Origin of the sequence: Enterobacter sp. ECC-175 (genome assembly GCF_043968675.1) — a bacterium.
In the GTDB taxonomy this organism is placed as follows: domain Bacteria; phylum Pseudomonadota; class Gammaproteobacteria; order Enterobacterales; family Enterobacteriaceae; genus Enterobacter.
Genome location: NZ_CP143776.1, coordinates 2433731 through 2460433, shown reverse-complemented (window position 1 = coordinate 2460433; position 26703 = coordinate 2433731). Strand labels below are relative to the sequence as shown.

Sequence of the window (26703 nt, the reverse complement as noted above, 5' to 3'; positions counted from 1 at the left end):
GGCGAAGAGAAGGGTTATGCCTGAACGAGCGACGTCACGCGCTCTGCCGTCACGGCAGGCCAAAGGTTGCCCTGCATGGCAAAGAAGTTAAAGGGCAGAACCTGCTGCAACAGGGCGTGATCGTCAATGCCGGAGACTAACACCGACTGGCAATGCGGCGTTATTTGCCACAGGATGGCGCGTATAAACGGATCGAAGGAGAGTTCCTGGGCGCGCTGTTGAATAAAACCTTTATCGACAATCACGCGTTTAAACAGTCCATCAAAAACGGCTTTCAGGGATGCCCCGCCCGCGCCAAAATTCGCCAGCACCAGCGGAAAATGGATTACCATCCTGGCCAGAGTAAGATCGTCTTTGCCGCTATTTAAACCCGGATAGTTCTCATTAACAGTTAACTCCAGAAACGGATAACGATTCATTAATGAAACCGCATTATCATCAGTTAATAAGTACTCAACAATTGCAGGTGTAATATTTATCCATGCAATTAGCTGGTGCTGAATAAAGAACAGCTGGCAGTTTTCAATCAATTGCAGTTTTTCGTGAAACAGCGCCAGCTCTTCTTTAGGAGAAAGATGAGGGAGAACCAGTTCGGTTGGGATACGGACATCCGTACCTACGCCAGTAAAGTTAGCCATTACGTCTAAACCTTTAAGCTCCCCTACACTATTACGCGCAGGAAGCAAAAAAAGTTCTGACTGGTAAGCATTATCTAGCGTGATAATCATCGCGCTCGCCCCGCATTAAAGATAAGAGAGGACATCCTGGAGCAATTGCCGACACAATTCCACTGTATTGATTTTAATAAGATTAATTTCATCAGTTCCGTTTTAATTTTCTGATTTATCCCTGAACCTAAAAATAATCTTATCCTGGAAACAGCCTAATAGCTAGTTTTAGATAAAACAGTCATATAGTGGCATTACTTATTCGCCATAAATTTCACTTTAATCATCTTTCGATGAAACCTGGCGAAGTTTATTCATACCAGGTCATCGTAATATTCGCAAGTGGCAATGTGTTAAATACGTCGCGCCTGCCAAAAGTTTTTTCGCCAGTACACATTATCTAATGAAGAACGCATCACCCCGCGACTGGTTGACGCATGAATGAACTGGTTGTCTGTGTCATATATCCCCACGTGTAGGCCACTGTCACCCGCCCCCGTTTTGAAAAAGACCAGATCGCCGGGCAGCAGTTCATCTTTATCAATCTTCGTGCCGATCTCTGCCTGCATGCGCGTTTCCCGCGGCAGCTGAAGATCGAATTTATCCCGGAAGGTCATCAGCACGAAGCCCGAGCAGTCCACGCCGCCGCGGCTCATGCCGCCATAGCGATACGGCGTGCCGCGCCAGTTGCTGAGCTGGTCGTTCAGGCTGGCAATGACCGTGATTGAATCCGAAAGGCGCGGATTGGGTGGAGGTGCGCGATGGCTACTGCATCCCGCAAGAATTAACGCTGCCACAAGGAGAAACCAGAATCGCATTTTCAGACGAATCCTCTGCTTTTTTTGTTCTTTCCGTAATTTAGCGTGCAATTGTGCTACCGCGCAAGAAACGGTTACTCGTGCCCGGTGGAAATCAGCATTCTGTGCCCTTCAATATCGAGACGGCGGAACGGCATGTGATACGCGCTTGCCAGATTAGGCGGCGTTAACACGCTATCCCGCGCCCCGCTGGCTATCAGCTTCCCGCGGGCCAGCAGCCAGACCCGATGCGCGTGGCGCAGGGTGTGGTTTAAATCATGGCTGCTCATTACGACGGCAATCCCTTGAGCGGAAAGCGTGCTCAGCAGCGCGTCCAGCGCGGCCTGCTGGGCAACGTCCAGTCCGCTCATTGGCTCATCAAGCAGCAGCAGCCTTCCCTGCGGGTTCCCCGCAGGGTGGATCTGCAGCACCACCGCCGCAAGCCGCACGCGCTGCCACTCTCCTCCTGAGAGCTGGCTGGCATGCCGGTCCAGCTTGTCTTCCAGCCCAAGGGCGGTCGCCACCTCGGCGAGCAGCGCGGTGCGGGTTTTGTCGTGCAGATGCAGCATCAGGTAGTGCCAGACGGGCATGGCAAAGGGAGGCATCTGCTGCTGAACTAAGTAGCTTCGCCGCTGCGCCAGAGCGACTGCTGGCCAGTCGCTGAGCGCACGATCGAGCAGGGTTATCGCGCCTTCGCCCGCGCTTAGGCCCGCCATCCGCGACAGCAACGTGCTTTTACCCGCGCCGTTAGGCCCGACAAGATGCAGGATTTCACCGGCATTGAGGGATGCGGTCAGGGGCTCCAGACGTCCTTTCTCAGCAACGTCCGTGAGCTGCATCAGCTGCGTCATTATTTCGCCAGCGCCAGCTTGATAGATTCCATCACGATCGGATCTTCAGGGGTCATATCCGGGGAGAAACGCTGGACAACCTGCCCATCGCGGCCGATGAGGAATTTTTCGAAATTCCACAGGATATCGTCAGGATAAAGCGGCGCGCGGCCTTTGCTGGCCATTCGCTCGTAAAATCCGCTCTCCTCTGGCGCTACGGCCGTCGGCGCGGCGGCAATCAGCTTCGCGTACAGCGGATGACGATTTTCACCGTTGACGTCGATTTTGCTGAACATGGGGAACGTTACGCCGTAGGTGGTGCTGCAAAACGTCTTGATCTCTTCTTCGCTTCCAGGCTCCTGGCCGAGAAACTGGTTGCACGGGAACCCCAGCACGGTGAAACCGTCTTTCTCCCAGGCTTTTTGTATGTTCTCCAGCTGCTCGTACTGCGGCGTCAGGCCGCATTTTGACGCCACGTTGACGATGAGCAGCACGTTACCTTTAAAGCCTTCCAGCGTGGTTTTTTCGCCATCAATGGTAGTCACTTCGGTATTCAAAATATCAGACTGCATAGCATTCCCTCAGGTTGTCTTACGGGTGTTTTAATGTCCGGCTTTTAATAATAGCCAGATAAACACCGGCGCGCCCAGCGTAGCGGTGACCACGCCTATTGGCAGCTCGGCGGCCGTCAGGGCGAGCCGGGCGATGATGTCGGCAAGCAGAAGCGTGGTGGCACCGGCAGCTGCTGAGGCCGGAAGTAACGTGCGGTGGTCGGTTATGCCGCACAGCCGCAGCATGTGGGGGATCACCAGGCCGATAAAGCCGATCGCTCCCGCCAGCGCCACGCTGACGCCGACCATCCAGCCAATGGCAATCACCAGTACGTTGCGCCACAGGCCAAGCGACATGCCAAGCTGCCGGGCCGACGTTTCACCCAGGGCGAGGAGATTGAGCGGCCGGGACTGGCAGCATGCCCACAGGATGGCAGGGACAAGCAGCAGCATGAGCCATCCCTGATGCCAGTCAACGCCGCCGAAGCCGCCCATCATCCAGTACATCAGCTGGCGCAGGTCAAAGGAGGTAGAGAAATAGACTGCCCACGTCATCAGGGCGCTACAGATGATCCCAAGCGCCACGCCCGCGAGCAGCAGCCTGCTGGTCGAGAGATGGCGTCTGGCGAACCGCAGCAGGATAAGGGTGATCAGCAACGCGCCAAGTATCGCGCTCAGGCTCACTTCCCAGAGCGAAAGCGCGCCGCCGCCCAGCATTACGGCAGCGATCAACCCCACGCCGGCTCCGTTTGATACGCCAAGCAGCCCCGGCTCCGCCAGCGGATTTTCGAACAGCGCCTGCATCATCGTGCCGCAAATAGCCAGCGCCGCCCCCACCAGGATCACCGCCAGCGTTCGCGGCAGGCGGATTTGCCAGACGAACAGCTGGCCGTCCGGGCTCAGCCAGCTTTCAGGCCCAAACCAGCGGTCGCCCGCGCTCAGGCTGACCGTGGCGGCAGCGATGAGCAGGAGCACAAGCGCAATCAGGCGACGACGATCGGAACGGTACTGGCGGCGGGCGAAATCAAGCATAGGCTGTGCGTCATCAGAATAAGATGTGGTTGATTTTAATGTGGATTTGCTCAACTTCGCAAAGAAAAAAGGCCGCGACTGCGGCCTTTTTAGTTAGCTCATATTACTCTGCTTTGGGCGTTGCGTTCTCGACGCGGCTCTTTAACTTCTGGCCGGGTCTGAAGGTCACCACGCGGCGGGCTGTAATGGGAATATCTTCCCCCGTCTTCGGGTTACGACCCGGACGTTGGTTTTTGTCTCGCAAATCAAAATTGCCAAAACCGGAGAGTTTTACCTGCTCACCATTTTCCAGAGCACGACGGATCTCTTCGAAAAACAGCTCTACCAGCTCTTTGGCATCCCGTTTGCTAAGCCCAAGCTTATCAAACAGATATTCTGACATTTCAGCTTTTGTAAGCGCCATAGGTTCAATCCCTCAATGATGCCTGGAATCGCTCTTTTAATGCCTCTACACATTTGGCGACGGTAGCGGCAATCTCCTCTTCTTCGAGTGTACGGCTGGTATCCTGAAGGATAAGGCTAATAGCAAGACTCTTGAAACCTTCTGCTACGCCCTTGCCGCGGTACACGTCAAATAAGTTTACGCCAACTACCTGATTTACGCCAACTTTCTTACATTCGGCCAAAATATCTGCTGCGGGAACGTTTTCTGCGACCACAACCGCGATATCACGGCGGTTTGCCGGGAAGCGAGAGACGTCCTGCGCCTGCGGGATCGCGCGGTCAGCAACCGGGCTCCACTCCAGCTCAAACACGATGGTACGGCCGTTGAGGTCGAACTTACGTTCCAGCTCAGGGTGCACAACCCCAATGAAACCAACGCGTTTACCTTCTAAATAGATAGCCGCGCTTTGGCCCGGATGCAAGGCAGGAATCGCTTCCGCACGAAATTCAATTTCAGACAATTTACCGGTCAGATCGAGAATCGCTTCCAGATCGCCCTTCATATCATAGAAATCAACGGTGCCTTTTGCCTGGTCCCAGTGCTCTTCATAGCGGTTGCCGCTAATGGCGCCTGCCAGCATAAGATCCTGACGGATGCCTAAACTTGCCTGATTATCCGGCACAAAGCGCAAACCGCTTTCGAAAATTCGCACGCGGTTTTGCTGACGGTTCTGGTTGTAGACGATGGTCCCCAGCAGGCCCGTCCACAGGGACAGACGCATGGCGGACATCTCGCTTGAAATTGGGCTTGGCAGGATCAGCGCCTCCTCACCCGGGTGGACCAGCTGCTGCAGCTTAGGATCGACGAAGCTGTAGGTGATCACTTCCTGGTAGCCTTTGTCATTCAGCATGGTTTTAACACGCTTCAGGGACAGGTCGGCTTCGCGATGGGTCCCCATCACCAGACCCGCCTGCACCGGCTCGTCGGGAATGTTGTCGTAGCCATAGACGCGGGCCACTTCTTCCACCAGATCTTCTTCGATTTCCATGTCAAAACGCCAGGATGGCGCAACGGCCTTCCACTCGTCCTGACCTTCCGTCACTTCGCAGCCCAGACGGCGAAGAATGTCGGTCACCTGCGCATCGGCAACGTGATGGCCAATCAGACGATCCAGCTTGCTGCGGCGCAGGGTAATGGTCGCACGCTTCGGCAGCGTCGCTTCGTTGGTCACATCGATAACCGGACCCGCTTCGCCGCCGCAGATGTCGATCAGCAGGCGGGTCGCACGCTCCATCGCCTTGTGCTGCAGCGCAGGGTCAACGCCGCGCTCGTAGCGGTGAGAAGCGTCAGTGTGCAGGCCGTGGCGACGCGCGCGACCGGTAATGGAGAGCGGGCTAAAGAAGGCACACTCCAGCAGCACGTTTTGCGTTTCGTCGTTTACGCCGGAATGTTCACCGCCGAAGATGCCGCCCATGGCCAGCGCTTTGTTGTGGTCGGCAATGACCAGCGTATCCGCGTTCAGCTTTGCTTCGCTGCCGTCCAGCAGAACCAGGGGTTCACCCTCTTTCGCCATACGCACAACGATGCCGCCTTCGATACGATCTTTATCGAACGCGTGCATTGGCTGGCCCAGCTCCAGCAGAACGTAGTTGGTGACGTCAACCACGGCGTCGATAGAACGAATACCGCAGCGACGCAGCTTCTCTTTCATCCACAGCGGGGTCTGCGCTTTAACATTGATACCTTTAACCACGCGGCCGAGGTAGCGCGGACAGGCGTCTGCGGCTTCAACCTCGATAGGCAGCGTATCGGTGATGGTTGCTTCAACCGGCACGATTTCCGGCGCGTTGAGTTCGGCCTGGTTCAGCACGGCCACGTCGCGCGCGACGCCGAGGATCCCCAGGCAGTCAGCGCGGTTTGGCGTTACGCTGATTTCGATGGTGTTGTCATCAAGCTTCAGGTATTCGCGGATGTCGGTGCCGATTGGCGCATCCAGCGGCAGCTCAATAATGCCGTTGTGGTCGTCGGAAATGCCCAGCTCGGAGAACGAGCACAGCATCCCTTCGGATGGCTCACCGCGCAGCTTTGCGGCTTTAATTTTGAAATCGCCCGGCAGCACCGCGCCCACGGTTGCCACGGCCACTTTCAGCCCCTGGCGGCAGTTTGGCGCGCCGCAGACGATATCCAGCAGGCGTTCGCCGCCCACGTTTACTTTCGTCACGCGCAGCTTGTCGGCGTTAGGATGCTGGCCGCACTCTACCACTTCACCGACAACCACGCCGGTAAACGCGCCTGATACCGGCTCAACGCCGTCCACTTCCAGACCCGCCATCGTGATCTGGTTAGACAGCGCTTCGCTGTCGAGGGTGGTATTCACCCATTCGCGTAACCACAGTTCACTGAATTTCATTGTTCTGTCCTGCCCTTATTTAAACTGTTTGAGGAAACGCAGATCGTTTTCGAAGAATGCGCGAAGATCGGTCACGCCATAGCGCAACATCGTCAGACGCTCCATACCCATGCCGAACGCAAAGCCGGAGTAAACTTCCGGATCGATCCCCACGTTGCGCAGTACATTTGGATGCACCATGCCGCAGCCCAGCACTTCCAGCCATTTGCCGTTTTTGCCCATCACGTCAACTTCTGCGGACGGTTCGGTGAACGGGAAGTAGGATGGACGGAAACGAACCTGCAGATCTTCTTCAAAGAAGTTGTTCAGGAAGTCGTGCAGCGTGCCTTTAAGATTGGTGAAGCTGATGTTTTTATCAACGATCAGGCCTTCCATCTGATGGAACATCGGGGTGTGCGTTTGGTCGTAGTCGTTACGGTATACGCGACCCGGCGCGATGATGCGAATCGGCGGCTCCTGATCCTTCATGGTGCGGATCTGTACGCCGGATGTCTGGGTACGCAGCAGACGCGTGGCGTCAAACCAGAAAGTGTCGTGGTCAGCGCGTGCCGGATGATGGCCTGGAATGTTTAGCGCGTCGAAGTTGTGATAATCATCTTCGATTTCCGGGCCGGTCGCCACGGTAAAGCCGAGCTCACCGAAGAAACTTTCAATACGATCGATGGTACGGGTGACCGGATGCAGTCCGCCGTTTTCGATACGACGACCGGGCAGTGAAACGTCGATAGTTTCAGCGGCCAGGCGGGCATTCAGCACCGCGCTTTCCAGCTCGGCCTTACGGGCGTTAAGCGCCTGCTGAACCTGCTCTTTGGCTTCGTTGATCACCGCACCCGCTGCCGGACGCTCTTCCGCTGGCAGTTCACGCAGGGTAGTCATTTGAAGGGTCAAATGCCCTTTCTTGCCCAGATATTCGACGCGGACATTGTCTAACGCGGCAACATCTGAGGCCTGGTTAATGGCGGCCGTTGCACTGGCAACCAGCTCTGCGAGATGTGACATGGTTTTCCTCATTATGTCGGTGCAGACACCGATTTGGTGGACTTACTCTCTCGAATTTAGACACAAAAAAAGCCTCCATCAGGAGGCTTAATTGGCGCTGTTTTTCGTTTCATCTTTCACGCGCTAGCCTCCTGAGTTCAGGTGCTAAAGTAAAAGAAGAAGCGGAAAATAGCAGCATTCATGCTTGCGTTACCTTGCGTGGTAAAAAACCGATAAGACCTTATTGAAAAGCCTGCACGGATAAATGTCAATCTTCTGATAGGGTTATACCCCAAATAATAAAAGAGGGAGCAAAGCCCCCTCTCTCAACTGGCTTATGCCAGTGCTGCTTTCGCTTTTTCGACCAGAGCGGTGAACGCTACTTTGTCGAATACTGCGATGTCAGCCAGGATCTTACGGTCGATTTCAACAGAGGCTTTTTTCAGGCCGTTGATGAATTTGCTGTAAGAAATACCGTTCTGACGTGCTGCTGCGTTGATACGCGCAATCCACAGTTGACGGAACTGACGCTTACGCTGACGACGGTCACGGTAAGCGTACTGACCTGCTTTGATAACAGCCTGGAAGGCAACGCGGTAAACGCGTGAACGCGCACCGTAGTAGCCTTTAGCTTGTTTCAAAATTTTCTTGTGACGTGCACGTGCAATTACACCACGTTTTACGCGAGCCATATGTGCTCTCCTGTATCTATATTCTTAGTAAAAAATTAAACGTTAACGGCTTATGCGTACGGCAGGCACGCGATAACCAGACCCAGATCGCCTTTAGAAACAAGGCCTTTTGGACGCAGGTGACGTTTACGCTTAGTAGATTTTTTGGTCAGAATATGACGCAGGTTTGCGTGCTTACGCTTAAATCCACCACCACCGGTTTTTTTGAAGCGCTTAGCAGCACCGCGTACGGTCTTAATTTTTGGCATCTTAATTACTTCCACTTCGCATTGTTAAATAAACGAAACATAGGCGAACAAAACCTATGAGACCCGAAGGCTTCACAGGTTTTGCTACTTGAAGGCCTTACTGTTTCTTCTTAGGAGCGAGCACCATGATCATCTGGCGGCCTTCGATCTTCGTAGGGAAGGATTCGACTACTGCCAGTTCACTCAGATCGTCACGGACGCGGTTAAGCACTTCCATACCAATCTGTTGGTGGGCCATCTCACGACCGCGGAAACGCAGCGTGATCTTGGCCTTATCGCCATCTTCCAGAAAGCGAATCAGGCTGCGGAGTTTTACCTGATAATCGCCATCGTCGGTACCAGGACGGAATTTAATTTCCTTAACCTGGATAACTTTTTGTTTCTTCTTCTGTTCCTTAGAAGACTTACTCTTTTCATAAAGGAACTTGCCGTAGTCCATGATACGACAAACTGGCGGTTCGGCGTTAGGGCTGATTTCAACTAAATCTACTCCAGCTTCTTCAGCTTTTTCGATCGCTTCTCTCAGACTCACAATCCCCAGCTGCTCGCCTTCCAGACCTGTTAAGCGAACTTCCTGGGCGCGAATCTCGCCATTGATACGATTCGGACGTGCCGTTTGAACTCGTTTTCCGCCTTTAATACCTTATTCCTCCAGTTGTTGAAGACTGCGGCTGCGAATCTCTTGTTGCAGCTTCTCAATCACTTCACTTACGTCCAGGCTCCCCAGGTCTTTACCACGGCGGGTGCGAACGGCGACTTTGCCTGCTTCCACCTCTTTATCACCACAGACCAACATATAAGGGACACGACGTAAAGTGTGCTCGCGGATTTTAAAGCCAATCTTCTCATTTCTCAAGTCTGCTTTTACGCGAATGCCCGCATTTTGTAGTTTCTGCGTCAATTCTTTAACGTAATCCGCCTGAGAATCGGTAATGTTCATCACCACGACCTGCACTGGCGCAAGCCAGGTTGGGAAGAAGCCTGCGAACTCTTCGGTCAGGATGCCGATGAAGCGCTCCAGCGATCCGAGAATTGCGCGGTGAATCATGACCGGTACCTGACGCTCGTTATCTTCGCCAACATAAGAGGCGCTTAAACGCTGCGGCAGGGAGAAGTCCAGCTGTACAGTACCGCACTGCCATGCGCGATCGAGGCAGTCATACAGGGTAAATTCAATTTTCGGACCGTAGAATGCGCCCTCGCCCAGCTGATATTCGAACGGAATACCGTTCTCTTCCAGCGCGACGGCGAGATCCGCTTCAGCACGATCCCATGTCTCATCGCTACCGATACGTTTTTCCGGACGCGTTGAGAGTTTGACCACGATCTTCTCGAAGCCAAAGGTGCTGTACATATCGTAGACCATACGAATGCAGGCGTTAACTTCATCACGTACCTGATCTTCCGTACAGAAGATATGCGCATCATCCTGAGTAAAGCCACGAACGCGCATCAGACCGTGCAATGCACCCGATGGCTCGTTACGGTGGCAGCTACCGAACTCTGCCATACGCAGCGGCAGGTCGCGGTAGGATTTCAGACCCTGGTTGAAGATCTGAACGTGCCCCGGGCAGTTCATTGGCTTGATGCAGTATTCACGGTTCTCAGACGAGGTAGTGAACATCGCATCTTTGTAGTTGTCCCAGTGGCCGGTTTTTTCCCACAGCACACGGTCCATCATGAACGGGCCTTTCACTTCCTGATACTGGTACTCTTTCAGCTTCGAGCGCACAAAGGTTTCCAGTTCGCGGAAGATGGTCCAGCCGTCGTTATGCCAGAACACCATACCCGGCGCTTCTTCCTGCATATGATACAGGTCAAGCTGCTTGCCGATTTTACGGTGGTCGCGTTTAGCGGCCTCTTCCAGGCGCTGCAGGTAGGCGTTCAGGGCTTTTTTATCTGCCCACGCGGTACCGTAAATACGCTGCAGCATCTTGTTGTTGCTGTCGCCGCGCCAGTAGGCACCCGCGATTTTCATCAGTTTGAAGTGATGACAGAAACGCATGTTCGGCACGTGCGGCCCGCGGCACATGTCGACGTATTCTTCGTGATGGTACAAGCCAGGCTTGTCATCATGCGAGATGTTCTCGTCAAGAATAGAAACTTTATAGTTCTCGCCACGCTTCACGAAGGTTTCACGCGCTTCGTGCCAGCTGACTTTTTTCTTAATGACGTCGTAGTTAGTTTCGGCGAGCTCGTGCATACGTTTTTCGAGCGCGTCGATATCTTCCTGAGTCAGGGTATGGTCAAGATCAACGTCATAGTAAAAACCGTTGTCGATAACCGGACCGATCGCCATTTTGGTGTTTGGCCAGAGCTGCTTAATTGCATGACCTAACAGGTGCGCACAGGAGTGACGAATGATCTCAAGACCTTCTTCGTCTTTCGCCGTGATGATGGCAAGCGTCGCATCGCTTTCAATCAGATCGGAGGCATCAACCAGCTCACCGTTTACGCGGCCAGCGATAGTTGCTTTTGCAAGTCCTGGACCGATGTCCAGAGCAACATCCATTGGACTAACGGCGTGATCAAAATGGCGTTGGCTACCATCAGGAAGAGTAATTACAGGCATTTTATATCCTTATTTGCAGTGATGCCCCACACATAAGAGCATATACAAAGAAAATAATCGTGATTTAACAGTAGATTACGACACCATCTAACCAACAATCGTCAAATTGGCTCGTCATCATGCGCTAGCGAAAATCAGAAAAATGCGGATTTACGGCAAGCCTTGTAATGTTAACACTATTAGGCAACGGATTGCATCCTCTGTAACCAGAACGCGCATCTCATGCTTTGGCATGAGTTTGCTCGCTTTGCAGCCAGTGGCTCGCAAATCCTTAACGCTGAGCTATTCTTGAACAGGCCTTTACACCCTTTAGAGGGCTTTATATGAACGTATCCAGTCGAACCGTCGTGATATTGAACGTACTTTCAGCTGCCGGTTTGGTGTTGATCCTTGCGAACAGATTCAACTGGTTCTGAAACAATCGTTGCTAGCAACACCATAACCTGTCCTCCTGAATAATGCGCAAACTGCGGCATACTTTGATAGAATCGAAATATCAAATTTCAGGGGTCAGGTTATGCCAACGAAACGATTTGCCGCAAAACACTGGAAAATGGTGCTGGTTTTAATTGCGATTTGCGGTGCAATGCTGCTACTGCGCTGGGCAGCCATGATCTGGGGCTAGCCATACCTAAGAAAATCCGTAAAGACTTCAATGGGCTGCCGGGCAAAATGGATGACGGCGTTCGAAGAAGATTTCTGCGTTTTTTATTTTCCCTTCCGTTTAACTGCATAACTATTTATTTAATTCTGCAATTTTTGCCGTTTATCGAGACCGCTTTTTTATGACGAACAGACGTAGATAATATCTGATTAAAATAAAAATGGGCCGACTCTATATCGGCCCATCGGTATTACATTTTATAGCCTAAGGAAATGCTGGTTCTGCGGTCGGTATGATCCGGTGCAGTATCTGGAGGCGAAGAGTTCCAGGTGACGTTGTAGGCCACTTTCAGTCCAAAATGCTCGTTAATCGCCACGTTCAGCGCGGTCTCAGAGTTTAGCGTCGTATCATCTGCGCCAAACACCGATACGCCCTGGGTGAATTTCGTCGTGTCGGTCATCTGCCAGGCGTAGGTGCCAGACGCATAGCCTAACGGCTGCGTCTTGGTATCACCGTCAGTGTACTTGTCATAGCGTACGCCCGGACCAAATTCGAAGCGAAGGCTATGAACCGGCCCGTTCAGGAACTGACGACCATAACCTGCCGTGAACACGTCGCGATCGCGATAGCCGTTGTAACGGTCGGTCAGCCAGCTTGCCTGGCCAAAAAGATAGTCATAATCCGTCATGTTGTAGCGTGAACGTCCGCCTAAGGCATATTTCTCTGAAGATCGCTCATCGTTCGCGGAAGTGTTGCTGGCATTGCCCCACAGAGACCATGCGGTGGTATTCCCATACCAGGTCAGGGTGCTGTCTGCGGTCAGAGAGGAACTTTTGGTATTACCGGATTGTGCCAGATAACCTGCGTTCAGGTTACCTTCGAACGGTTTTTGCGCGGTGGCAGGATCGTCCATGACAGTAAAAACGGAATCATCGGCGGCTGCATTCATTGACGCAAACACGCCACCCGCCAGCATCAGTGCAGCGGGTACTGTCTTCAAAAGCTTCATTTTATTAAGGAGTCCGTACAACAAAAAAAGAGACCATCACGGTCCCGGAAACTTTCTTGAGGATCAATGACAAGGCGTCCAGAGAAAGGTAACAAATTATAAAAAGCCGCAAATAACATAGCAATGATTTCTTATTTCATTTTTTGAATAAGAACGATCTCAAAAAGTTATTTCGTTTATATATCGCCAGCCCTACTTTTGTCAGCATTCGTATTTAAAATCATACTGTTATTTACTTTCCCTTCCTGCCGATAGGTGCCAGGCTTAAGGATACCCTTATAAAAAGGAGGTAATGATGGACGTGATCTATACCCTAACCCTTTCCCCTTCTCTCGATTCTGCCACCCTGACGCCGCAGATTTATCCGGAAGGTAAACTACGCTGCAGCGCCCCCGTATTCGAACCGGGCGGAGGCGGGATCAACGTAGCGCGGGCCATTACGCATCTCGGTGGAAAAGCGACCGCTATTTTCCCGGCCGGGGGCGCGACCGGGGAACATCTGATCTCGCTGCTTGCCGATGAGCAGGTCGCCGTTTCCACGGTCGAGGCGCGGGAATGGACCCGCCAAAACCTGCACGTTCACGTTGAATCCAGCGGCGAGCAGTACCGGTTCGTAATGCCTGGAGCAAGGCTGTCCGATGATGAGTTTCGCCGTCTTGAAGAGAAAGTGCTGGCCATCCCCCGCGGCGCGCTGCTGGTGATTAGCGGAAGCCTCCCGCCCGGCGTAAAAACGGAAAAACTCACGTCGCTCATTCAGGCAGCACAGCAGCGTGACGTTCGGTGCATTGTCGACAGCTCCGGCGAGGCCCTGCACGCGGCGCTCGCGCCGGGCCGGCTCGAGCTGGTAAAACCGAACCAGAAAGAGCTAAGCGCGCTGGTCAACCGTGAACTGACCGAGCCAGATGACGTGCGCTCTGCGGCAGAGGAGCTTGTTCACAGCGGCAAAGCCCGCCGCGTGGTGGTTTCGCTCGGCCCACAGGGGGCGCTGGCCGTGGATGAGAACGGATGTGTACAGATCGTCCCGCCACCGGTGAAGAGCCAAAGCACCGTGGGCGCAGGAGACAGCATGGTCGGCGCCATGGCCCTAAAGCTGGCTCAGGGCGCATCCCTTCTGGAGATGACGCGCTATGGCGTCGCTGCGGGGAGCGCCGCCACCCTAAACCAGGGCACGCGCCTGTGTTCGCTGGCGGACACCCAAAAAATTGTCGATTACCTGTCCAGAAGCTAGCCCCTTCCCCCTTCTTTATCGGGGCGATTGCGCGCGCGGGTCGCCAAACCCGCGCCATCGACTATGCTAAGAAAACTTTCAGAATAACAATGAGGTGAAATATGAGCAGTGGCGATCTCACACGCTACGTGGTTACGGTTAAGATCCATGAAGCGTCGCTGACTGAACTAAATGAACTTAACAACGCCTTTTCCCAGGCGAAATTCCTCCTGACGCTTACGGACGAGGAAGGCAATACCCACGATCTCGGGCCAATGACTTTTGGCCTGATAAGCCCGCTCGATTCGAACGACGTTAAGGCGCTGGCCAGCAGCCTCGCCGAAGGCGTAACCGATAAAGCCACCGCCATCGAGGTGGATACCTGGGAGGCGTGGCACAAAAAAGAACATTAAGTGCCCTGCCTGACGTTAAACCGCTCAGGTGTGCGTTAGTTCGTATTTTATACAGCCGTTATGCGCTAACTTTATGATCTGGCAGACAACATGGGAGAGGCATCATGTGGCAGGCTATCAATCATCTTTTAAGTGAACAGCTGGGTGAAGGTGAAATCGAACTGCGTACCGAACTGCCGGGCGGAGAAATTCACGCCGCGTGGCATTTACGCTACGCGGGTCGGGATCTTTTCGTTAAGGCCGACGAGCGAGAACTGTTGCCCATTTTTACCGCCGAAGCGGACCAGCTTGAGCTGCTTTCACGCAGTAAAACGGTTGCGGTTCCTCAGGTGCTGGCGGTCGGAAGCGACCGCGACTACAGCTTCCTGGTCATGGACTACCTTCCGCCCCGTCCGCTGGATGCCCACAACGCCTTTATCCTCGGGCAGCAGATTGCCCGGCTGCACCAGTGGAGCGATCAGCCTCAGTTTGGCCTGGATTTCGATAACGATCTTTCCACCACGCCGCAGCCAAATGCCTGGCAGCGCCGGTGGTCTACCTTTTTTGCCGAGCAGCGCATTGGCTGGCAGCTGGAGCTGGCGGCCGAGAAGGGGCTGGCGTTTGGCAACATTGATGCGATAGTCGAGCACGTCCAGCAGCGCCTTGCGTCACATCAGCCGCAGCCATCCCTGCTGCACGGTGATTTATGGTCTGACAACTGCGCGCTTGGGCCGAACGGGCCGTATATCTACGATCCCGCCTGCTACTGGGGTGACAGGGAGTGCGACCTCGCCATGCTTCCTCTGCATCCAGAACAGCCGCCGCAAATTTATGATGGCTACCAGTCCGTATCGCCGCTTCCGACCGGTTTTCTTGAACGTCAGCCGGTCTATCAGCTTTACACCTTGATCAACCGCGCCATTCTGTTTGGCGGTCAGCATCTGGTGCACGCGGAGCGCGCCCTGGAGCGCGTACTGGCAGCGTAGCGCTCAACGGGTGGCCTTACGCCACCCGCAGTTTTTACAGGAAGCCGAGCAGCTTAAAGAAAAAGTATCCGGCCACGATAATGATAACGGGCAGGATATAGAGTGGGAAAATCTGCAGGAAAATGGTGTGGCGCGGAACGACAATGCGCGCTTCTATCTGTTCGCGGCTCAGCCCTTCCGCCCCCTTCGCCTTCTCAAGAATTAGCTGGTCTTCTACCCCTTCGCGAAGAAAACGCGTCTGGCGGCTCATGCGCGCGCCGGAGGCCTGCAGCGCCATGGCGACGAAGATCAGGGCGAAGATGATCCAAAACCCAATATTCAACTGCTGGTGAAAATCCGGCGTTGGCGAATTGAACCAGAAAACGTTCAGGAACGGCGTGTTAAAGCGCATCATTTCAATCATGACGTGCGCAAAATCAAGCATGACCGCGTTAATTCCTGCCTGCTTTTCACTGTGGTCGTACATAAACTTGAGTACGGAAATCAGCGTGGAAATGACCGCAGGAATAAAAATAACCCATCCGGCAATACGTTTTAAGACCGCAATGCGTCCAGCCTGTTGATACGTCATCAGTTCCCCTTTCAAAGACGCGTTATTTTTGCGTAAGTTTACCTGCTGCCCATCATTTTCGCCCGTTCTTTAAAACCGTTATGCTAAATTGCGGTAGGTACTTAGCACTTATCGTCTGTCGTACACCCTAAAAAAGGAGACGTTGTGATGTCGACACCGCGCCAAACTCTTGCCGCAATTTTTGACATGGATGGATTACTTATCGATTCCGAGCCGCTGTGGGATCGTGCTGAACTGGACGTCATGGCCAGCCTTGGCGTTGATATTAGCCGCCGTCACGAACTGCCCGATACGCTGGGACTGCGCATCGATATGGTGGTTGAGCTCTGGTATGTCCAGCAGCCGTGGACGGGCCCCGATCGCGCTGAAGTGACGTCGCGCATCATCAGTCGCGCCATTTCGCTGGTAGAAGAGAGCAAGCCGCTTCTGCCAGGGGTTCGCGAGGCGGTCGCCCTGTGCAAAGCTAACGGGCTCAAGGTTGGGCTGGCCTCCGCGTCGCCGCTGCATATGCTGGAAAAAGTGCTGACCATGTTTGAGCTGCGCGACAGCTTCGACGCGCTGGCCTCTGCGGAAAAGCTGCCCTACAGCAAGCCGCACCCGCAGGTGTATATGGACTGCGCCGCCAAACTCGGCCTCGACCCGCTCACCTGCGTGGCCCTGGAGGATTCCGTTAACGGCATGGTGGCGTCTAAAGCCGCACGCATGCGCTCAATCGTCGTCCCTGCCGAAGAGGGCCAGCACGATCCTCGCTTCGCGCTCGCTGACGTTAAGCTCAGCTCGCTGACCGAACTCACCGCACAGCATTTGTTCGGTAAGTAGCGTCAACCACCCGCGTTCTTCGCGCACGGCCTTCGGGGGCGCGGGTTAATCGCTTTAATTGGATTGTGACAAAGAGTTACACCGTCACCTCTTTCATGTACTGTATAAAAACCCTATACTGGATGAATTGACAGTCTCCAGGGTTTTATCATGACGGCGGAAGGCCACCTGCTTTTTTCAATCGCATGCGCGGTGTTTGCTAAAAACGCTGAGCTGACGCCCGTGCTGGCGCAGGGCGACTGGTGGCATATCGTCCCTTCGGCCGTACTGACCTGTCTGCTGCCCGATATCGACCACCCCAAATCGTTTCTCGGGCAGCGGCTCAAATGGATCGCTAAGCCGATCGCCAGAGCCTTCGGGCACCGCGGATTTACCCACAGCCTGCTGGCCGTGTTTGGCCTGCTCACGCTGTTTTACCTGAAGGTACCCGAGAGCTGGATCGTCCCCGCCGACGCCATTCAGGGCATGGTGCTCGGCTATCTGAGCCATATCCTTGCGGACATGCTCACTCCTGCCGGCGTGCCGCTGCTGTGGCCCTGCCGCTGGCGCTTTCGTTTCCCCATCCTTGTGCCGCAGAAAGGCAACCAGCTTGAGCGCGTACTTTGCATGGCACTCTTCGCCTGGGCGGTGTGGATGCCGCAGGGCCTGCCCGAAAATGGTGCAGTGCGCTGGTCATCCCAGATGATCAATTCGCTGCAATTTCAGTTCAATCGATTTATTCATCACCAGATTGAACATTAAACCGACAAAATAATCCCATTTGTCATAAACCATTCCATTTGGATATAAGCGCCACATCACACTTCTGATAACCTTGCGCCAACAGGATCGGTAAAAACCGACCATATAATAAATCAGGAGAACGGGGATGAATTTTCCACTCATCGCGAACATTGTCGTGTTCGTCGTATTGCTATTGCTTCTCGCGCAGACGCGCCACAAACAGTGGAGCCTGGCGAAGAAAGTGCTCGTCGGTCTGGGAATGGGTGTTGTATTTGGTCTGGCACTGCAGGCTATTTATGGCTCTGACAACCCGGTACTGAAAGACTCCATTCAGTGGTTCAACATCGTCGGCAACGGCTATGTTCAGCTGCTGCAGATGATCGTCATGCCGCTGGTGTTTGCCTCTATTCTGAGCGCCGTGGCGCGTCTGCATAACGCGACTCAGCTGGGTAAAATCAGCTTCCTGACCATCAGCACCCTGCTGTTCACCACGCTGATTGCGGCGCTGGTGGGCGTGCTGGTGACCAACCTGTTTGGCCTGACCGCCGAAGGTCTGGTGCAGGGTTCGGCTGAAACCGCGCGTCTAACCGCGATTCAAACCAACTACGTTGGCAAACTGGCGGACCTGACCGTGCCGCAAATGGTGCTTTCCTTCATTCCGAAGAACCCGTTTGCCGACCTGACCGGCGCCAGCCCAACCTCTATTATCAGCGTAGTGATCTTTGCGGCATTCCTTGGCGTGGCCGCGCTGAAGCTGCTGAAAGACGACGCGCCTAAGGGCGAACGCGTTCTGACCGCCATCGATACCCTGCAAAGCTGGGTGATGAAGCTGGTGCGCCTGGTGATGCAGCTGACGCCTTACGGCGTGCTGGCCCTGATGACCAAAGTGGTCGCCGGCTCTAACCTGCAGGACATCATTAAGCTGGGCAGCTTCGTCATTGCCTCTTACCTGGGTCTGGGCATTATGTTCGTTGTCCACGGCATCCTGCTGGGCGTGAACGGCGTAAGCCCGCTGAAATACTTCCGCAAAGTGTGGCCGGTGCTGACCTTCGCCTTCACCAGCCGCTCCAGCGCGGCGTCTATCCCGCTGAACGTGGAAGCGCAGACGCGCCGTCTGGGCGTACCGGAATCCATCGCCAGCTTCTCCGCTTCCTTTGGTGCAACCATCGGTCAGAACGGCTGTGCGGGTCTCTACCCGGCCATGCTGGCCGTGATGGTAGCACCAACCGTGGGGATTAACCCGCTGGACCCGGTGTGGATTGCGACCCTGGTGGGTATTGTGACCATTAGTTCTGCCGGGGTTGCTGGCGTGGGCGGCGGTGCCACCTTCGCCGCGCTGATCGTCCTTCCCGCGCTGGGCCTGCCGGTGACGCTGGTTGCGCTGCTGATCTCCGTTGAACCGCTGATCGATATGGGCCGTACGGCGCTGAACGTAAGCGGCTCGATGACCGCCGGGACGCTGACCAGCCAGTGGCTGAAGCAAACCGACAAAACGATTTTGGACAGCGAAGAGGACGCCGAGCTGGCGCACCGTTAATCGCATTCAACATAAAAAAACCGCCCTCCGGCGGTTTTTTTATATCTGTTGCTCTACTCTTCAACCTCGTCATCCTGACGGATTTGCACGGCCCACCGCTGGGCCGACTCCGGCACGGAAAAGGTCGGCGAACGGCGAAAGTGTTCACCCATCAGTACAAAAGCCACGTATTTCCCCCGCAGCTGCCAAACATCGCGAAAACCATCCACCTTCAGGGCATGTTCAGGCGGCGCGGGCTCGACGCGGGGCACGTAGCTAATGACGGGGCGGTTTTGTTGACGAAGAGGTTTCATAAGCGACGGATTCACTAAAACAAATTCGGGAAGCAGAAAATTCTATGATAGCCGATTCTCCCCTCCTGCGTCGCGCCCGGCGCGCCTCATTTCGCTCCTTTTGCTAATCCCGGAGTGTGAAAACTCTTAGTTAACCGGCCAAATCCTCACATTGTTCTATCCTTAATAGGGTTTTTAGCAATGGATAAAGGAGAAGCGTGCAATGTCGAACAAAGATAAGCCACATCAGTCACCCATTCATGGCACCGAAGAATCAAAACCGGGGATGGACTCTCTCGCACCTGCGGACGGCTCCCACCGCCCGACTCCCGGCCACTCGGCGCCCGGGGAACAACCCACCGCACCGGGCAGCATGAAATCCCCGGACGCGGGAAACCACAAGGTAGATTCGCTTGAGCCGCACCGCAAAGGCGGAGAAGGCTTTGCGCTGACGACCAATCAGGGCGTGCGCATCGCGGACGATCAGAACTCGCTGCGCGCGGGCAGCCGCGGCCCAACGCTGCTGGAAGATTTTATCCTGCGGGAAAAAATTACCCATTTTGACCACGAGCGCATTCCGGAGCGCATCGTCCACGCGCGTGGCTCTGCGGCACATGGCTATTTCCAGCCCTATAAGAGCCTGAAAGCGATCACAAAAGCGGACTTCCTCTCCGATCCCAACAAAAAAACGCCGGTATTTGTGCGCTTCTCCACCGTTCAGGGCGGCGCAGGCTCGGCCGATACGGTGCGCGACATCCGCGGCTTCGCCACCAAGTTTTACACCGACGAGGGCATTTTCGACCTGGTAGGCAACAACACCCCTATTTTCTTCATTCAGGATGCGCATAAGTTTCCTGACTTTGTCCATGCGGTAAAACCGGAGCCCCACTGGGCGATACCGCAGGGACAAAGCGCGCACGACACCTTCTGGGACTATGTCTCGCTGCAGCCCGAAACGCTGCACAACGTGATGTGGGCGATGTCGGACCGCGGCATTCCGCGCAGCTACCGCACGATGGAAGGTTTCGGTATTCACACCTTCCGCCTGATCAACGCCGAAGGCAAAGCCACGTTTGTGCGCTTCCACTGGAAGCCCGTTGCGGGCAAGGCGTCCCTGGTGTGGGACGAAGCGCAAAAGCTTACCGGCCGCGATCCGGACTTCCACCGTCGCGAGCTGTGGGAATCGATTGAAGCGGGTGATTTCCCTGAATATGAGCTGGGGCTACAGCTGATCCCGGAAGAGGACGAATTTAAGTTCGACTTTGACCTGCTCGACCCAACCAAGCTCATCCCGGAGGAGCTGGTGCCGGTTCAGCTGGTGGGCAAAATGGTGCTCAACCGCAACCCGGATAACTTCTTTGCCGAAAACGAGCAGGTGGCGTTCCATCCGGGGCATATCGTGCCGGGTCTGGATTTCACCAACGATCCGCTGCTGCAGGGTCGTCTGTTCTCATACACCGATACGCAGATCAGCCGCCTCGGCGGGCCGAACTTCCACGAAATTCCGATCAACCGCCCAACCTGTCCGTACCATAACTTCCAGCGCGACGGGATGCACCGCCAGGATATCGACACCAACCCTGCGAACTACGAGCCAAACTCCATTAACGATAACTGGCCGCGCGAAACGCCTCCTGCGCCAACGCGCGGCGGCTTTGAGTCGTATCAGGAGCGCGTTGAAGGCACCAAAATTCGCGAGCGAAGCCCGTCGTTTGGCGAGTACTACGCCCAGCCGCGCCTGTTCTGGAACAGCCAGACGCCGATTGAGCAACAGCACATTATCGGCGGCTTTAGCTTCGAACTGAGCAAGGTGGTGCGCAGCTACATCCGCGAGCGCGTGGTCGATCATCTGGCACGCATTGATATTCAGCTCGCCCAGAGCGTGGCTGATAACCTCGGCATTGCGCTTACCGACGAGCAGCGGAACGCCGCGCCGCCAAAAGACGTCAACGGCGTGAAGAAAGATCCGTCTCTCAGCCTGTACGCAGTACCTGGCGGTTCAATCAAAGGGCGCGTGGTGGCAATTCTGTTGAATGACAACACTCGCGCCAGCGACGTGTTGAGCATAATGAAGGCGCTGAAGTCCAAAGGCGTTCACGCAAAGCTGCTTTACTCACGCATGGGCGAAGTCACCGCCGATGATGGCTCCGTACTGCCGATTGCGGCAACCTTCGCAGGGGCACCGTCGCTGACGGTAGATGCCGTCATCGTGCCGTGCGGGGATATTCAGAGCTTGCTGAACAACGGCGATGCGGCCTATTACCTGCTCGAAGCCTATAAGCACCTCAAGCCGATTGCGCTCGCGGGCGACGCGCGTCAGTTCAAGGCGCTATTGAAGGTTGCGGACCAGGGCGAGGAAGGGATTGTCGAAGGCGATAGCGTCGACAAAGCGTTTATGACCACGCTTTTTGATCTGCTTGCCGCGCACCGCGTCTGGTCACGCAGCAGCAAGATAGATCAGATACCGGCGTAAAAATACCCTCACCCCGGCCCTCTCCCTGAAAGGGAGAGGGAGACATGCAGGCCTGTGCTCGTAGTCCCCTCTCCCCTTTGGGGAGAGGGATAGGGTGAGGGGACATTTTTTACAAATCCCTGAACGTCCCCAAACGATACCCGCGCTCGGCAATCGCATATTTCAGCGACGCCGACGTCAGCACGTCCAGCTCCGCCAGGCGCGGCCAGCAGTAGGCGCTTTTGCGCACGATGTTATCGACAAACGCCGGATGCGCCATCACTTCAAGCGACCGTTCGCCGCGCGCGGCGGAATCATCCAGCACCTTCAGGAACAGCGCCTCGCTGATATCGTTACCGTAAAACGCGCTGCTGAAGCCGTCCGTTGTCGTCACGTCTGGCATGTCCATCTCCTGCGGAACGCTACGATCCACGCGCATCGCCACCCCTTTGCGCTTTGCAAATTCGGCGACGACTGGGCAAATCGCCGGGATCATGTGAACGTGGTGGTGGCTGTCGATATGCGTCGGCTCGCGGCCAAACACGTCGACAAAGCGGTTGAACTGACAGTCCAGCTCGCGGGCAATTTCATCGAGCGGCAGCGCGCCCTGCTCCGCCATTTCCCAAATCCATTTCCCCAGCAGTCCGTCACGGGTAAGCCCCGGCATCGCAGAGAGCGGCATCCCCAGCGTCAGCACAAAGTGCATGCCGACGCCCAGCTCGGGCACCTCGCGGCTCAGCTGAGCCGCATGTTCAACCGCCTCACCGTTGATTAACGCCGTCGTAGAGGTCACGACGCCCCGGCGGCAGGCCTCAATAATGCCGTAGTTCTGCCCCTTCGACAGGCCAAAGTCATCGGCATTTACGATCAGCAGGTTTTCCATCGTTCTCCCCTTAGCGGTGATTGGACTTGAGCTTCTCGACCGTTGCGGCAAAGTTTGGCAGCCATTTTTCATGCGCGAGGATCATCTCACTCGCCAGCCGCTCCGCATCGCGATCGGAGTGCACCAGAGGGCTTAGGTTCAGCGCCAGCAGCACGTCGTTCAGCTCGCCGCTGAGCGCCGCGTTGCTTGCCGCCACCTCGAATCCCTTAATGGTGTGGATCAGGCCCATCACCTTGTCATCAAAATGGGTAATGCGTGGATGCGGTTTTGCGCCGTCGCGCCCCAGGATGCAGGTCATCTCCACGGCCCAGTCTGCCGGGATATTGTCGACGTGGCCATGGTGCGGCACGTTTACGTAATGCTCGGCCTGCTTGTCGTTGTAAATGGCGTTGATGACTTCGCACGCGGCGTCAGAATAGTACGCCCCGCCGCGCTGCTCCAGCTCTTTTGGCTTCACGTTGAGGTTAGGATCTTTGTACAAATCAAAGAGCTGCTTTTCAACTTTCTGCACCACCTGCGCGCGCGCGCCGCCCTTGTAGTACTCGCCCATTTCGATGGCCAGCATCTCTTTCTGCTTGAAGTAGTAAAGCAGGTACGAGCACGGCAGCAGGTTCAGGGAGCGGATCAGCCCCTCGCTGAACGGCAGATCGAAGATGTTCTTCACTGATGCCGCGGTGAGGCGGCCGGAAGCCACGCCGTCCAGCAGTTCGTCAAAGCGCGAGGTGCCGTTCACCATCACGTCTTTAATAAATACCATGTGGTTCAGGCCGAACAGATCGATGGAAAGATCGTCGCTATCGGTCAGCTCCAGCACGTCGCGGATAAACATCTTCATGCCGATCGGGATATTGCATACGCCGATAAAGCGCTTAAAGCCGGTATGGCGGTAGACGGCCTCGGTCACCATGCCCGCCGGGTTGGTGAAGTTAATCACCCACGCGTTCGGGCAGATCTCTTCCACGTCTTTGATAATGTCAAAAATGACCGGAATGGTGCGCAGCCCTTTAAACAGGCCGCCCGCGCCGTTGGTTTCCTGGCCCAGGTAACCGTGGCTCAGCGGGATACGTTCATCCAGCTCGCGCGCCTTCAGCTGGCCAACGCGCAGCTGGGTGGTGACGAAATCGGCATCCTTCAGCGCCAGGCGGCGGTCCAGCGTTTTATGGACGGTTAACGGAACGCCCGCTTTGGCAACCATGCGCTGGCAGAGGTCAAAAATAATATCCAGCTTCTCCTGCCCTTCCTCAACGTCCACCAGCCATAATTCGCTGACCGGCAATTCATGATAGCGTTTCAAAAAGCCTTCCAGTAATTCCGGGGTATAGCTGCTGCCGCCGCCAATGGTTACGACTTTTAATTTCTGTTGCATAATATCTCCCTTAGCGTATCAGGTTAACCGCCTGCAAGGTATAGCGTTCTCTTCCCGCTATTTGGGCAAGCAATTAAATCATTATTCTTGACGGATACTCCGTCTGCCGTTAATTAATTACCGTCAAATTCTTTCGGTAACTGTTCGGTGTGAATGACGTAAATTTCTTAAAGGTTTTAATAAACAGGCTGGGGCTACTGTAACCCGATTCGTAAGCAATATCGGTCACCGAGTAGTTGGTTATTTCCAGCTGCTTTTTGGCAAAATTAATGCGGATTTCATTAATGATTTGCACCGGCGTTTTACGATAATAACGTTGGGTCGCGCGGGTTAAATACTCCTGCGATTTACCCGATATCGCCACCATATTCTCCAGGGCATTATCACTGAACTGACATTTATCGTGCATCATTTCAACGGTGCTGCGCAGCCAATGGGGAATATCATCAACAACCTGCTGCTCCTCGCGGTGGTGGCGAAGGCGGTTCATGACGTAGAACGTGACCGTTTCAATAAACTCATCAAATTCACCGTCGCGGAAGTTGAGCGAGGCGATAACCGTCTCGATCCAGGTCATAAACTCGTTTTTAACGCGATAAACCTGTGAGGCCACAAAGCAGAACGGTACCAGCGGCAGGTAGTGTTTCTCGAAGAAGCGTCTGCTTACGCCGACGTTGAGAATGCGGGTGGCGCCAAATTCGTAGAAACTCTGGTGATACGACCCCATTGGCAGGAACACGAAGTCTCCGCGCTCAAGCAGGACCCGCTTCCCGTTGATCTCCTGATAGTAGCGGCCGGTCAGAACAATCGTGAACTCATAGTAGTCATGCTGGTGCAGACCGCTGGCGCTCTCCGTCTTGTTGTAGATAACCACGTGAAAATTTTTGCCGTTAAACAGCTGCTGCTCAAGTGCGGTTTTAATTTCCATCGTGCTGACCTCCTGCTGCCCCATCAACCTTACTGCATTTTCTCGTGAAGCTCGATGAGCTCTGCCACCAGCTCGCGGGCCAGCATAGAGGTCATCAGATGATCCTGCGCATGCACCAGGACGAGGCTAACCTTCATTTTGCCTTCGCCCTGATCGCCCTCAATCAGCTTCGTCTGTACCAGGTGGGCTTCATTGAGCGCGGTGCGGGACTGATCCATCATGGTCTTTGCCGCGGCGAAGTCGCCCTGCTTGGCCTGCTTGAGTGCCGCATACGCCAGGCTGCGCGCCTGCCCCGAGTTGATGATAAGCCCCATCACCACCTCTTCCAGATCGTTCTCTACCGCCTCTTCTGCAACAATGCTGTCTAAATCTAACATCTTTAAGCTCCTTTTGGCTGGCGCGGGCTACCCCGCGCCGTGCAACTTTAGAATTTCAGTGCGAGGGCGATATCCTCTTCGCTCTCTTCTTCGTCGATAACGGTTTGCGCTTTGTTCGCAATCGCCACGAACGGCATGTAGAGCAGCGTGGCTATACCGAGGTTGAATATCGCCAGCAGGAAGGCGGCAACGCTACCGTTGGTATTGAAGAATGCGCCCAGACCGGCCGGCATTGTCCACGGTGCGATGTTGGTGACCGGCGGGATAATGCCCAGGTAGTACGCGGTCAGGGTAATCGCGGCCAGCAGCGGCTGAATCAGTACGAACGGAATAAACATGACCGGGTTCATGATGATCGGCAGACCAAACAGAATCGGTTCGTTAATCTGGAAGATGCCTGACGGCAGCGCCAGCTTCGCAACCTGACGGTGGTCAGCGCGGCGAGAGACAATAAAGACCGCGATGATCAGACCCAGCGTCGCCCCGGTACCGCCCAGGAAGATATAGGAGTCAAGCATCGGCTTCGCCCACACATGGAAGGTTTTACCGGCCGCCAGCGCCGCATCGACGGAGCCGTACTGCTGGTAAAGCGCAACGTTTTCCAGTGCCCATGGGGTCATGATACCGCTGTCCAGCGCCGCCAGTGCCAGTGAACCATGCACGCCGAAGAACCACAGCAGCGAGGTAAAGATGACATACGCCCAGCCGACCACGCTCCCCATCGACGCCAGCGGCGTAGAGATAGAGTCCATGATGATCTGGTGGAAGTTCGTGCCCCAGTGAGAGAGCGCCCAGGCGATAATCCCCATGATGGAGAGGATAATGAAGCCTGGAATCAACGCGGAAAATGAACGAGATACGGAAGCCGGTACGCTATCCGGCAGGCGGATAACCCAGTTGCGGCGGATGATGAAGGTGAACATTTCTGCCACCACCAGGCCAATCACAATACCGGAAATAATGTTTGCGCCGCCGAGCCAGTTGGCCCCTACCGCATAGGCTTCGCCTACGCTGTACGGGGTCACGGTCATGAATGCGGCAACGGATAATAGCCCTGCGGCCAGCGGGTCCACTTTACGTTCTTCCGCCAGCGCCATCCCAATAAAGAAAGGCGCCATCAGCGACATAATACCTAACGTACCGTTATATACGTTGCCGCCGATGGCTTTTAAACCATTAAGGGTTTCAATGGTGGAAGCGTCTAGCCGTATTCCTAATGAATAAAAGAAGGACCCTTCGCCAAAGCTCAGGAAAACGTTGTTAATTAAAACGAACATGGCCCCGGCCAGCGTTAACGGCATTAATTTAATAAAGCCGTTTTTGATGGCATTAACGTGAGGCTGCTTTCCTATTTTAACAGCAAAAGGAAGGAGTACCTTTTCAAGTGAAGCGATGACTTTACTCATAGGTAAAT

The 26703-nt window shown here is 54.7% G+C and carries 30 protein-coding genes and 1 other annotated feature; of the genes, 9 read left to right on the top strand and 21 right to left on the bottom strand.

All coding sequences use genetic code 11. The features are described from left to right. Positions 1-14 precede the first annotated feature (14 nt). The 13 genes from V1599_RS11640 to thrS all read right to left on the bottom strand — a co-directional run bounded on the left by V1599_RS11640 (position 15) and on the right by thrS (position 11163). The gene (locus V1599_RS11640) at positions 15-728 is read right to left on the bottom strand and encodes an EAL domain-containing protein (RefSeq protein ID WP_112009461.1); all 714 of its coding nucleotides are present in this window, start codon (positions 726-728) and stop codon (positions 15-17) included. A gap of 293 nt (positions 729-1021) precedes the next feature. Next, positions 1022-1486, bottom strand: a complete 465-nt coding sequence (locus tag V1599_RS11635; protein ID WP_112009460.1) for an NlpC/P60 family protein — start codon at positions 1484-1486, stop codon at positions 1022-1024. A 74-nt stretch (positions 1487-1560) separates the two neighbouring features. Beyond that, positions 1561-2316: a vitamin B12 ABC transporter ATP-binding protein BtuD gene (gene btuD / locus V1599_RS11630; RefSeq protein WP_395300068.1), complete on the bottom strand. Its 756-nt coding sequence runs from the start codon at positions 2314-2316 to the stop codon at positions 1561-1563. Beyond that, on the bottom strand, positions 2316-2867 hold the full coding sequence (locus V1599_RS11625; protein WP_112009458.1) for a glutathione peroxidase: 552 nt from the start codon (positions 2865-2867) through the stop codon (positions 2316-2318). Before V1599_RS11625 ends, btuD begins: the two co-directional genes overlap by 1 nt. 30 nt (positions 2868-2897) lie before the next feature. Further along, positions 2898-3878 carry a vitamin B12 ABC transporter permease BtuC gene (gene btuC / locus V1599_RS11620; protein ID WP_395300067.1) on the bottom strand — a complete coding sequence of 327 codons (981 nt, stop codon included), beginning with the start codon at positions 3876-3878 and terminating at the stop codon, positions 2898-2900. 103 nt (positions 3879-3981) lie between these two features. Further along, a complete protein-coding gene (gene ihfA / locus V1599_RS11615; RefSeq protein WP_003857805.1) occupies positions 3982-4281 on the bottom strand; it encodes an integration host factor subunit alpha in 300 nt (99 codons plus the stop codon). A gap of 4 nt (positions 4282-4285) precedes the next feature. Continuing rightward, positions 4286-6673, bottom strand: coding sequence for a phenylalanine--tRNA ligase subunit beta (gene pheT / locus V1599_RS11610; protein WP_395300066.1), 2388 nt, complete (start codon positions 6671-6673; stop codon positions 4286-4288). Positions 6674-6688: 15 nt separating this feature from the next. Beyond that, positions 6689-7672 (bottom strand): phenylalanine--tRNA ligase subunit alpha, encoded by a 984-nt coding sequence (gene pheS / locus V1599_RS11605; protein ID WP_033145275.1) that lies wholly within the window; start codon positions 7670-7672, stop codon positions 6689-6691. Between the two features lie 62 nt (positions 7673-7734). Next, positions 7735-7859, bottom strand: a sequence feature (Phe leader region). After that, positions 7810-7854, bottom strand: coding sequence for a pheST operon leader peptide PheM (pheM, locus tag V1599_RS11600; protein ID WP_001386830.1), 45 nt, complete (start codon positions 7852-7854; stop codon positions 7810-7812). (Overlaps the previous feature by 45 nt.) A gap of 127 nt (positions 7860-7986) precedes the next feature. Beyond that, positions 7987-8343, bottom strand: coding sequence for a 50S ribosomal protein L20 (gene rplT / locus V1599_RS11595; RefSeq protein WP_000124850.1), 357 nt, complete (start codon positions 8341-8343; stop codon positions 7987-7989). A 50-nt stretch (positions 8344-8393) separates the two neighbouring features. Next, positions 8394-8591, bottom strand: coding sequence for a 50S ribosomal protein L35 (gene rpmI, locus V1599_RS11590; RefSeq protein WP_003030583.1), 198 nt, complete (start codon positions 8589-8591; stop codon positions 8394-8396). A gap of 97 nt (positions 8592-8688) precedes the next feature. After that, positions 8689-9231 carry a translation initiation factor IF-3 gene (gene infC, locus V1599_RS11585; protein WP_023616141.1) on the bottom strand — a complete coding sequence of 181 codons (543 nt, stop codon included), beginning with the start codon at positions 9229-9231 and terminating at the stop codon, positions 8689-8691. Positions 9232-9234: 3 nt separating this feature from the next. After that, positions 9235-11163 carry a threonine--tRNA ligase gene (gene thrS, locus V1599_RS11580; protein ID WP_297117760.1) on the bottom strand — a complete coding sequence of 643 codons (1929 nt, stop codon included), beginning with the start codon at positions 11161-11163 and terminating at the stop codon, positions 9235-9237. Between the two features lie 323 nt (positions 11164-11486). On the opposite strand from thrS, the gene yncL reads away from it, so the two are divergent. Both yncL and yniD read left to right on the top strand, forming a co-directional pair. Further along, positions 11487-11579: a stress response membrane protein YncL gene (yncL, locus tag V1599_RS11575; protein ID WP_112009454.1), complete on the top strand. Its 93-nt coding sequence runs from the start codon at positions 11487-11489 to the stop codon at positions 11577-11579. 101 nt (positions 11580-11680) lie between these two features. Further along, positions 11681-11788 (top strand): small membrane protein YniD, encoded by a 108-nt coding sequence (gene yniD, locus V1599_RS11570; RefSeq protein ID WP_112009453.1) that lies wholly within the window; start codon positions 11681-11683, stop codon positions 11786-11788. A gap of 229 nt (positions 11789-12017) precedes the next feature. On the opposite strand, the gene V1599_RS11565 is transcribed toward yniD, so the two are convergent. Beyond that, entirely contained in the window at positions 12018-12776 is a 759-nt protein-coding gene (locus V1599_RS11565) for a YdiY family protein (RefSeq protein WP_112009452.1), read from the bottom strand. A gap of 295 nt (positions 12777-13071) precedes the next feature. Between V1599_RS11565 and pfkB the strand changes: the two genes are divergently transcribed. The 3 genes from pfkB to V1599_RS11550 all read left to right on the top strand — a co-directional run bounded on the left by pfkB (position 13072) and on the right by V1599_RS11550 (position 15361). After that, a complete protein-coding gene (pfkB, locus tag V1599_RS11560; RefSeq protein ID WP_395300065.1) occupies positions 13072-14004 on the top strand; it encodes a 6-phosphofructokinase II in 933 nt (310 codons plus the stop codon). A 101-nt stretch (positions 14005-14105) separates the two neighbouring features. After that, positions 14106-14396: a type V toxin-antitoxin system endoribonuclease antitoxin GhoS gene (ghoS, locus tag V1599_RS11555; RefSeq protein WP_112009450.1), complete on the top strand. Its 291-nt coding sequence runs from the start codon at positions 14106-14108 to the stop codon at positions 14394-14396. Between the two features lie 104 nt (positions 14397-14500). Further along, positions 14501-15361 (top strand): fructosamine kinase family protein, encoded by an 861-nt coding sequence (locus V1599_RS11550; RefSeq protein ID WP_395300064.1) that lies wholly within the window; start codon positions 14501-14503, stop codon positions 15359-15361. Between the two features lie 34 nt (positions 15362-15395). Here the strand turns inward: V1599_RS11550 and V1599_RS11545 are convergent, their stop codons facing one another. Beyond that, a complete protein-coding gene (locus V1599_RS11545) occupies positions 15396-15932 on the bottom strand; it encodes a YniB family protein (RefSeq protein WP_112009448.1) in 537 nt (178 codons plus the stop codon). Positions 15933-16079: 147 nt separating this feature from the next. Between V1599_RS11545 and hxpB the strand changes: the two genes are divergently transcribed. The 3 genes from hxpB to V1599_RS11530 all read left to right on the top strand — a co-directional run bounded on the left by hxpB (position 16080) and on the right by V1599_RS11530 (position 19011). Further along, complete coding sequence (gene hxpB / locus V1599_RS11540) at positions 16080-16751, top strand: hexitol phosphatase HxpB (protein ID WP_112009447.1); 672 nt, start codon at positions 16080-16082, stop codon at positions 16749-16751. A gap of 150 nt (positions 16752-16901) precedes the next feature. Beyond that, on the top strand, positions 16902-17492 hold the full coding sequence (locus V1599_RS11535) for a metal-dependent hydrolase (protein WP_395300063.1): 591 nt from the start codon (positions 16902-16904) through the stop codon (positions 17490-17492). 127 nt (positions 17493-17619) lie between these two features. After that, on the top strand, positions 17620-19011 hold the full coding sequence (locus tag V1599_RS11530; protein ID WP_395300062.1) for an L-cystine transporter: 1392 nt from the start codon (positions 17620-17622) through the stop codon (positions 19009-19011). A gap of 53 nt (positions 19012-19064) precedes the next feature. On the opposite strand, the gene cedA is transcribed toward V1599_RS11530, so the two are convergent. Then, positions 19065-19304, bottom strand: a complete 240-nt coding sequence (cedA, locus tag V1599_RS11525) for a cell division activator CedA (RefSeq protein ID WP_220092920.1) — start codon at positions 19302-19304, stop codon at positions 19065-19067. 202 nt (positions 19305-19506) lie between these two features. On the opposite strand from cedA, the gene katE reads away from it, so the two are divergent. Then, the gene (gene katE, locus V1599_RS11520; RefSeq protein ID WP_112009443.1) at positions 19507-21756 is read left to right on the top strand and encodes a catalase HPII; all 2250 of its coding nucleotides are present in this window, start codon (positions 19507-19509) and stop codon (positions 21754-21756) included. A 109-nt stretch (positions 21757-21865) separates the two neighbouring features. On the opposite strand, the gene chbG is transcribed toward katE, so the two are convergent. The 5 genes from chbG to chbC all read right to left on the bottom strand — a co-directional run bounded on the left by chbG (position 21866) and on the right by chbC (position 26695). Then, complete coding sequence (gene chbG, locus V1599_RS11515; RefSeq protein WP_395300061.1) at positions 21866-22618, bottom strand: chitin disaccharide deacetylase; 753 nt, start codon at positions 22616-22618, stop codon at positions 21866-21868. 10 nt (positions 22619-22628) lie between these two features. Then, positions 22629-23984 (bottom strand): 6-phospho-beta-glucosidase, encoded by a 1356-nt coding sequence (locus V1599_RS11510; RefSeq protein ID WP_395300060.1) that lies wholly within the window; start codon positions 23982-23984, stop codon positions 22629-22631. Positions 23985-24093: 109 nt separating this feature from the next. Beyond that, positions 24094-24936 carry a transcriptional regulator ChbR gene (chbR, locus tag V1599_RS11505; RefSeq protein WP_112009440.1) on the bottom strand — a complete coding sequence of 281 codons (843 nt, stop codon included), beginning with the start codon at positions 24934-24936 and terminating at the stop codon, positions 24094-24096. Between the two features lie 5 nt (positions 24937-24941). After that, complete coding sequence (gene chbA / locus V1599_RS11500; protein WP_112009439.1) at positions 24942-25289, bottom strand: PTS N,N'-diacetylchitobiose transporter subunit IIA; 348 nt, start codon at positions 25287-25289, stop codon at positions 24942-24944. A gap of 47 nt (positions 25290-25336) precedes the next feature. Next, on the bottom strand, positions 25337-26695 hold the full coding sequence (gene chbC, locus V1599_RS11495) for a PTS N,N'-diacetylchitobiose transporter subunit IIC (RefSeq protein ID WP_112009438.1): 1359 nt from the start codon (positions 26693-26695) through the stop codon (positions 25337-25339). Positions 26696-26703 lie beyond the last annotated feature (8 nt).

Bases quoted from the DNA above. Each gene is read 5' to 3' on its own strand.
- hxpB (WP_112009447.1), top strand. From the start codon at position 16,080: ATGTCGACACCGCGCCAAACTCTTGCCGCAATTTTTGACATGGATGGA.
- V1599_RS11635 (WP_112009460.1), bottom strand. From the start codon at position 1,486: ATGCGATTCTGGTTTCTCCTTGTGGCAGCGTTAATTCTTGCGGGATGC.
- pfkB (WP_395300065.1), top strand. From the start codon at position 13,072: ATGGACGTGATCTATACCCTAACCCTTTCCCCTTCTCTCGATTCTGCC.
- chbA (WP_112009439.1), bottom strand. From the start codon at position 25,289: ATGTTAGATTTAGACAGCATTGTTGCAGAAGAGGCGGTAGAGAACGAT.
- btuD (WP_395300068.1), bottom strand. From the start codon at position 2,316: ATGACGCAGCTGATGCAGCTCACGGACGTTGCTGAGAAAGGACGTCTG.
- ghoS (WP_112009450.1), top strand. From the start codon at position 14,106: ATGAGCAGTGGCGATCTCACACGCTACGTGGTTACGGTTAAGATCCAT.
- chbC (WP_112009438.1), bottom strand. From the start codon at position 26,695: ATGAGTAAAGTCATCGCTTCACTTGAAAAGGTACTCCTTCCTTTTGCT.
- yncL (WP_112009454.1), top strand. From the start codon at position 11,487: ATGAACGTATCCAGTCGAACCGTCGTGATATTGAACGTACTTTCAGCT.
- pheT (WP_395300066.1), bottom strand. From the start codon at position 6,673: ATGAAATTCAGTGAACTGTGGTTACGCGAATGGGTGAATACCACCCTC.
- thrS (WP_297117760.1), bottom strand. From the start codon at position 11,163: ATGCCTGTAATTACTCTTCCTGATGGTAGCCAACGCCATTTTGATCAC.
- yniD (WP_112009453.1), top strand. From the start codon at position 11,681: ATGCCAACGAAACGATTTGCCGCAAAACACTGGAAAATGGTGCTGGTT.
- V1599_RS11550 (WP_395300064.1), top strand. From the start codon at position 14,501: ATGTGGCAGGCTATCAATCATCTTTTAAGTGAACAGCTGGGTGAAGGT.
- V1599_RS11640 (WP_112009461.1), bottom strand. From the start codon at position 728: ATGATTATCACGCTAGATAATGCTTACCAGTCAGAACTTTTTTTGCTT.
- V1599_RS11510 (WP_395300060.1), bottom strand. From the start codon at position 23,984: ATGCAACAGAAATTAAAAGTCGTAACCATTGGCGGCGGCAGCAGCTAT.
- V1599_RS11625 (WP_112009458.1), bottom strand. From the start codon at position 2,867: ATGCAGTCTGATATTTTGAATACCGAAGTGACTACCATTGATGGCGAA.
- ihfA (WP_003857805.1), bottom strand. From the start codon at position 4,281: ATGGCGCTTACAAAAGCTGAAATGTCAGAATATCTGTTTGATAAGCTT.
- pheS (WP_033145275.1), bottom strand. From the start codon at position 7,672: ATGTCACATCTCGCAGAGCTGGTTGCCAGTGCAACGGCCGCCATTAAC.
- rplT (WP_000124850.1), bottom strand. From the start codon at position 8,343: ATGGCTCGCGTAAAACGTGGTGTAATTGCACGTGCACGTCACAAGAAA.
- cedA (WP_220092920.1), bottom strand. From the start codon at position 19,304: ATGAAACCTCTTCGTCAACAAAACCGCCCCGTCATTAGCTACGTGCCC.
- chbG (WP_395300061.1), bottom strand. From the start codon at position 22,618: ATGGAAAACCTGCTGATCGTAAATGCCGATGACTTTGGCCTGTCGAAG.
- V1599_RS11545 (WP_112009448.1), bottom strand. From the start codon at position 15,932: ATGACGTATCAACAGGCTGGACGCATTGCGGTCTTAAAACGTATTGCC.
- btuC (WP_395300067.1), bottom strand. From the start codon at position 3,878: ATGCTTGATTTCGCCCGCCGCCAGTACCGTTCCGATCGTCGTCGCCTG.
- rpmI (WP_003030583.1), bottom strand. From the start codon at position 8,591: ATGCCAAAAATTAAGACCGTACGCGGTGCTGCTAAGCGCTTCAAAAAA.
- V1599_RS11565 (WP_112009452.1), bottom strand. From the start codon at position 12,776: ATGAAGCTTTTGAAGACAGTACCCGCTGCACTGATGCTGGCGGGTGGC.
- V1599_RS11530 (WP_395300062.1), top strand. From the start codon at position 17,620: ATGAATTTTCCACTCATCGCGAACATTGTCGTGTTCGTCGTATTGCTA.
- katE (WP_112009443.1), top strand. From the start codon at position 19,507: ATGTCGAACAAAGATAAGCCACATCAGTCACCCATTCATGGCACCGAA.
- chbR (WP_112009440.1), bottom strand. From the start codon at position 24,936: ATGGGGCAGCAGGAGGTCAGCACGATGGAAATTAAAACCGCACTTGAG.
- V1599_RS11535 (WP_395300063.1), top strand. From the start codon at position 16,902: ATGACGGCGGAAGGCCACCTGCTTTTTTCAATCGCATGCGCGGTGTTT.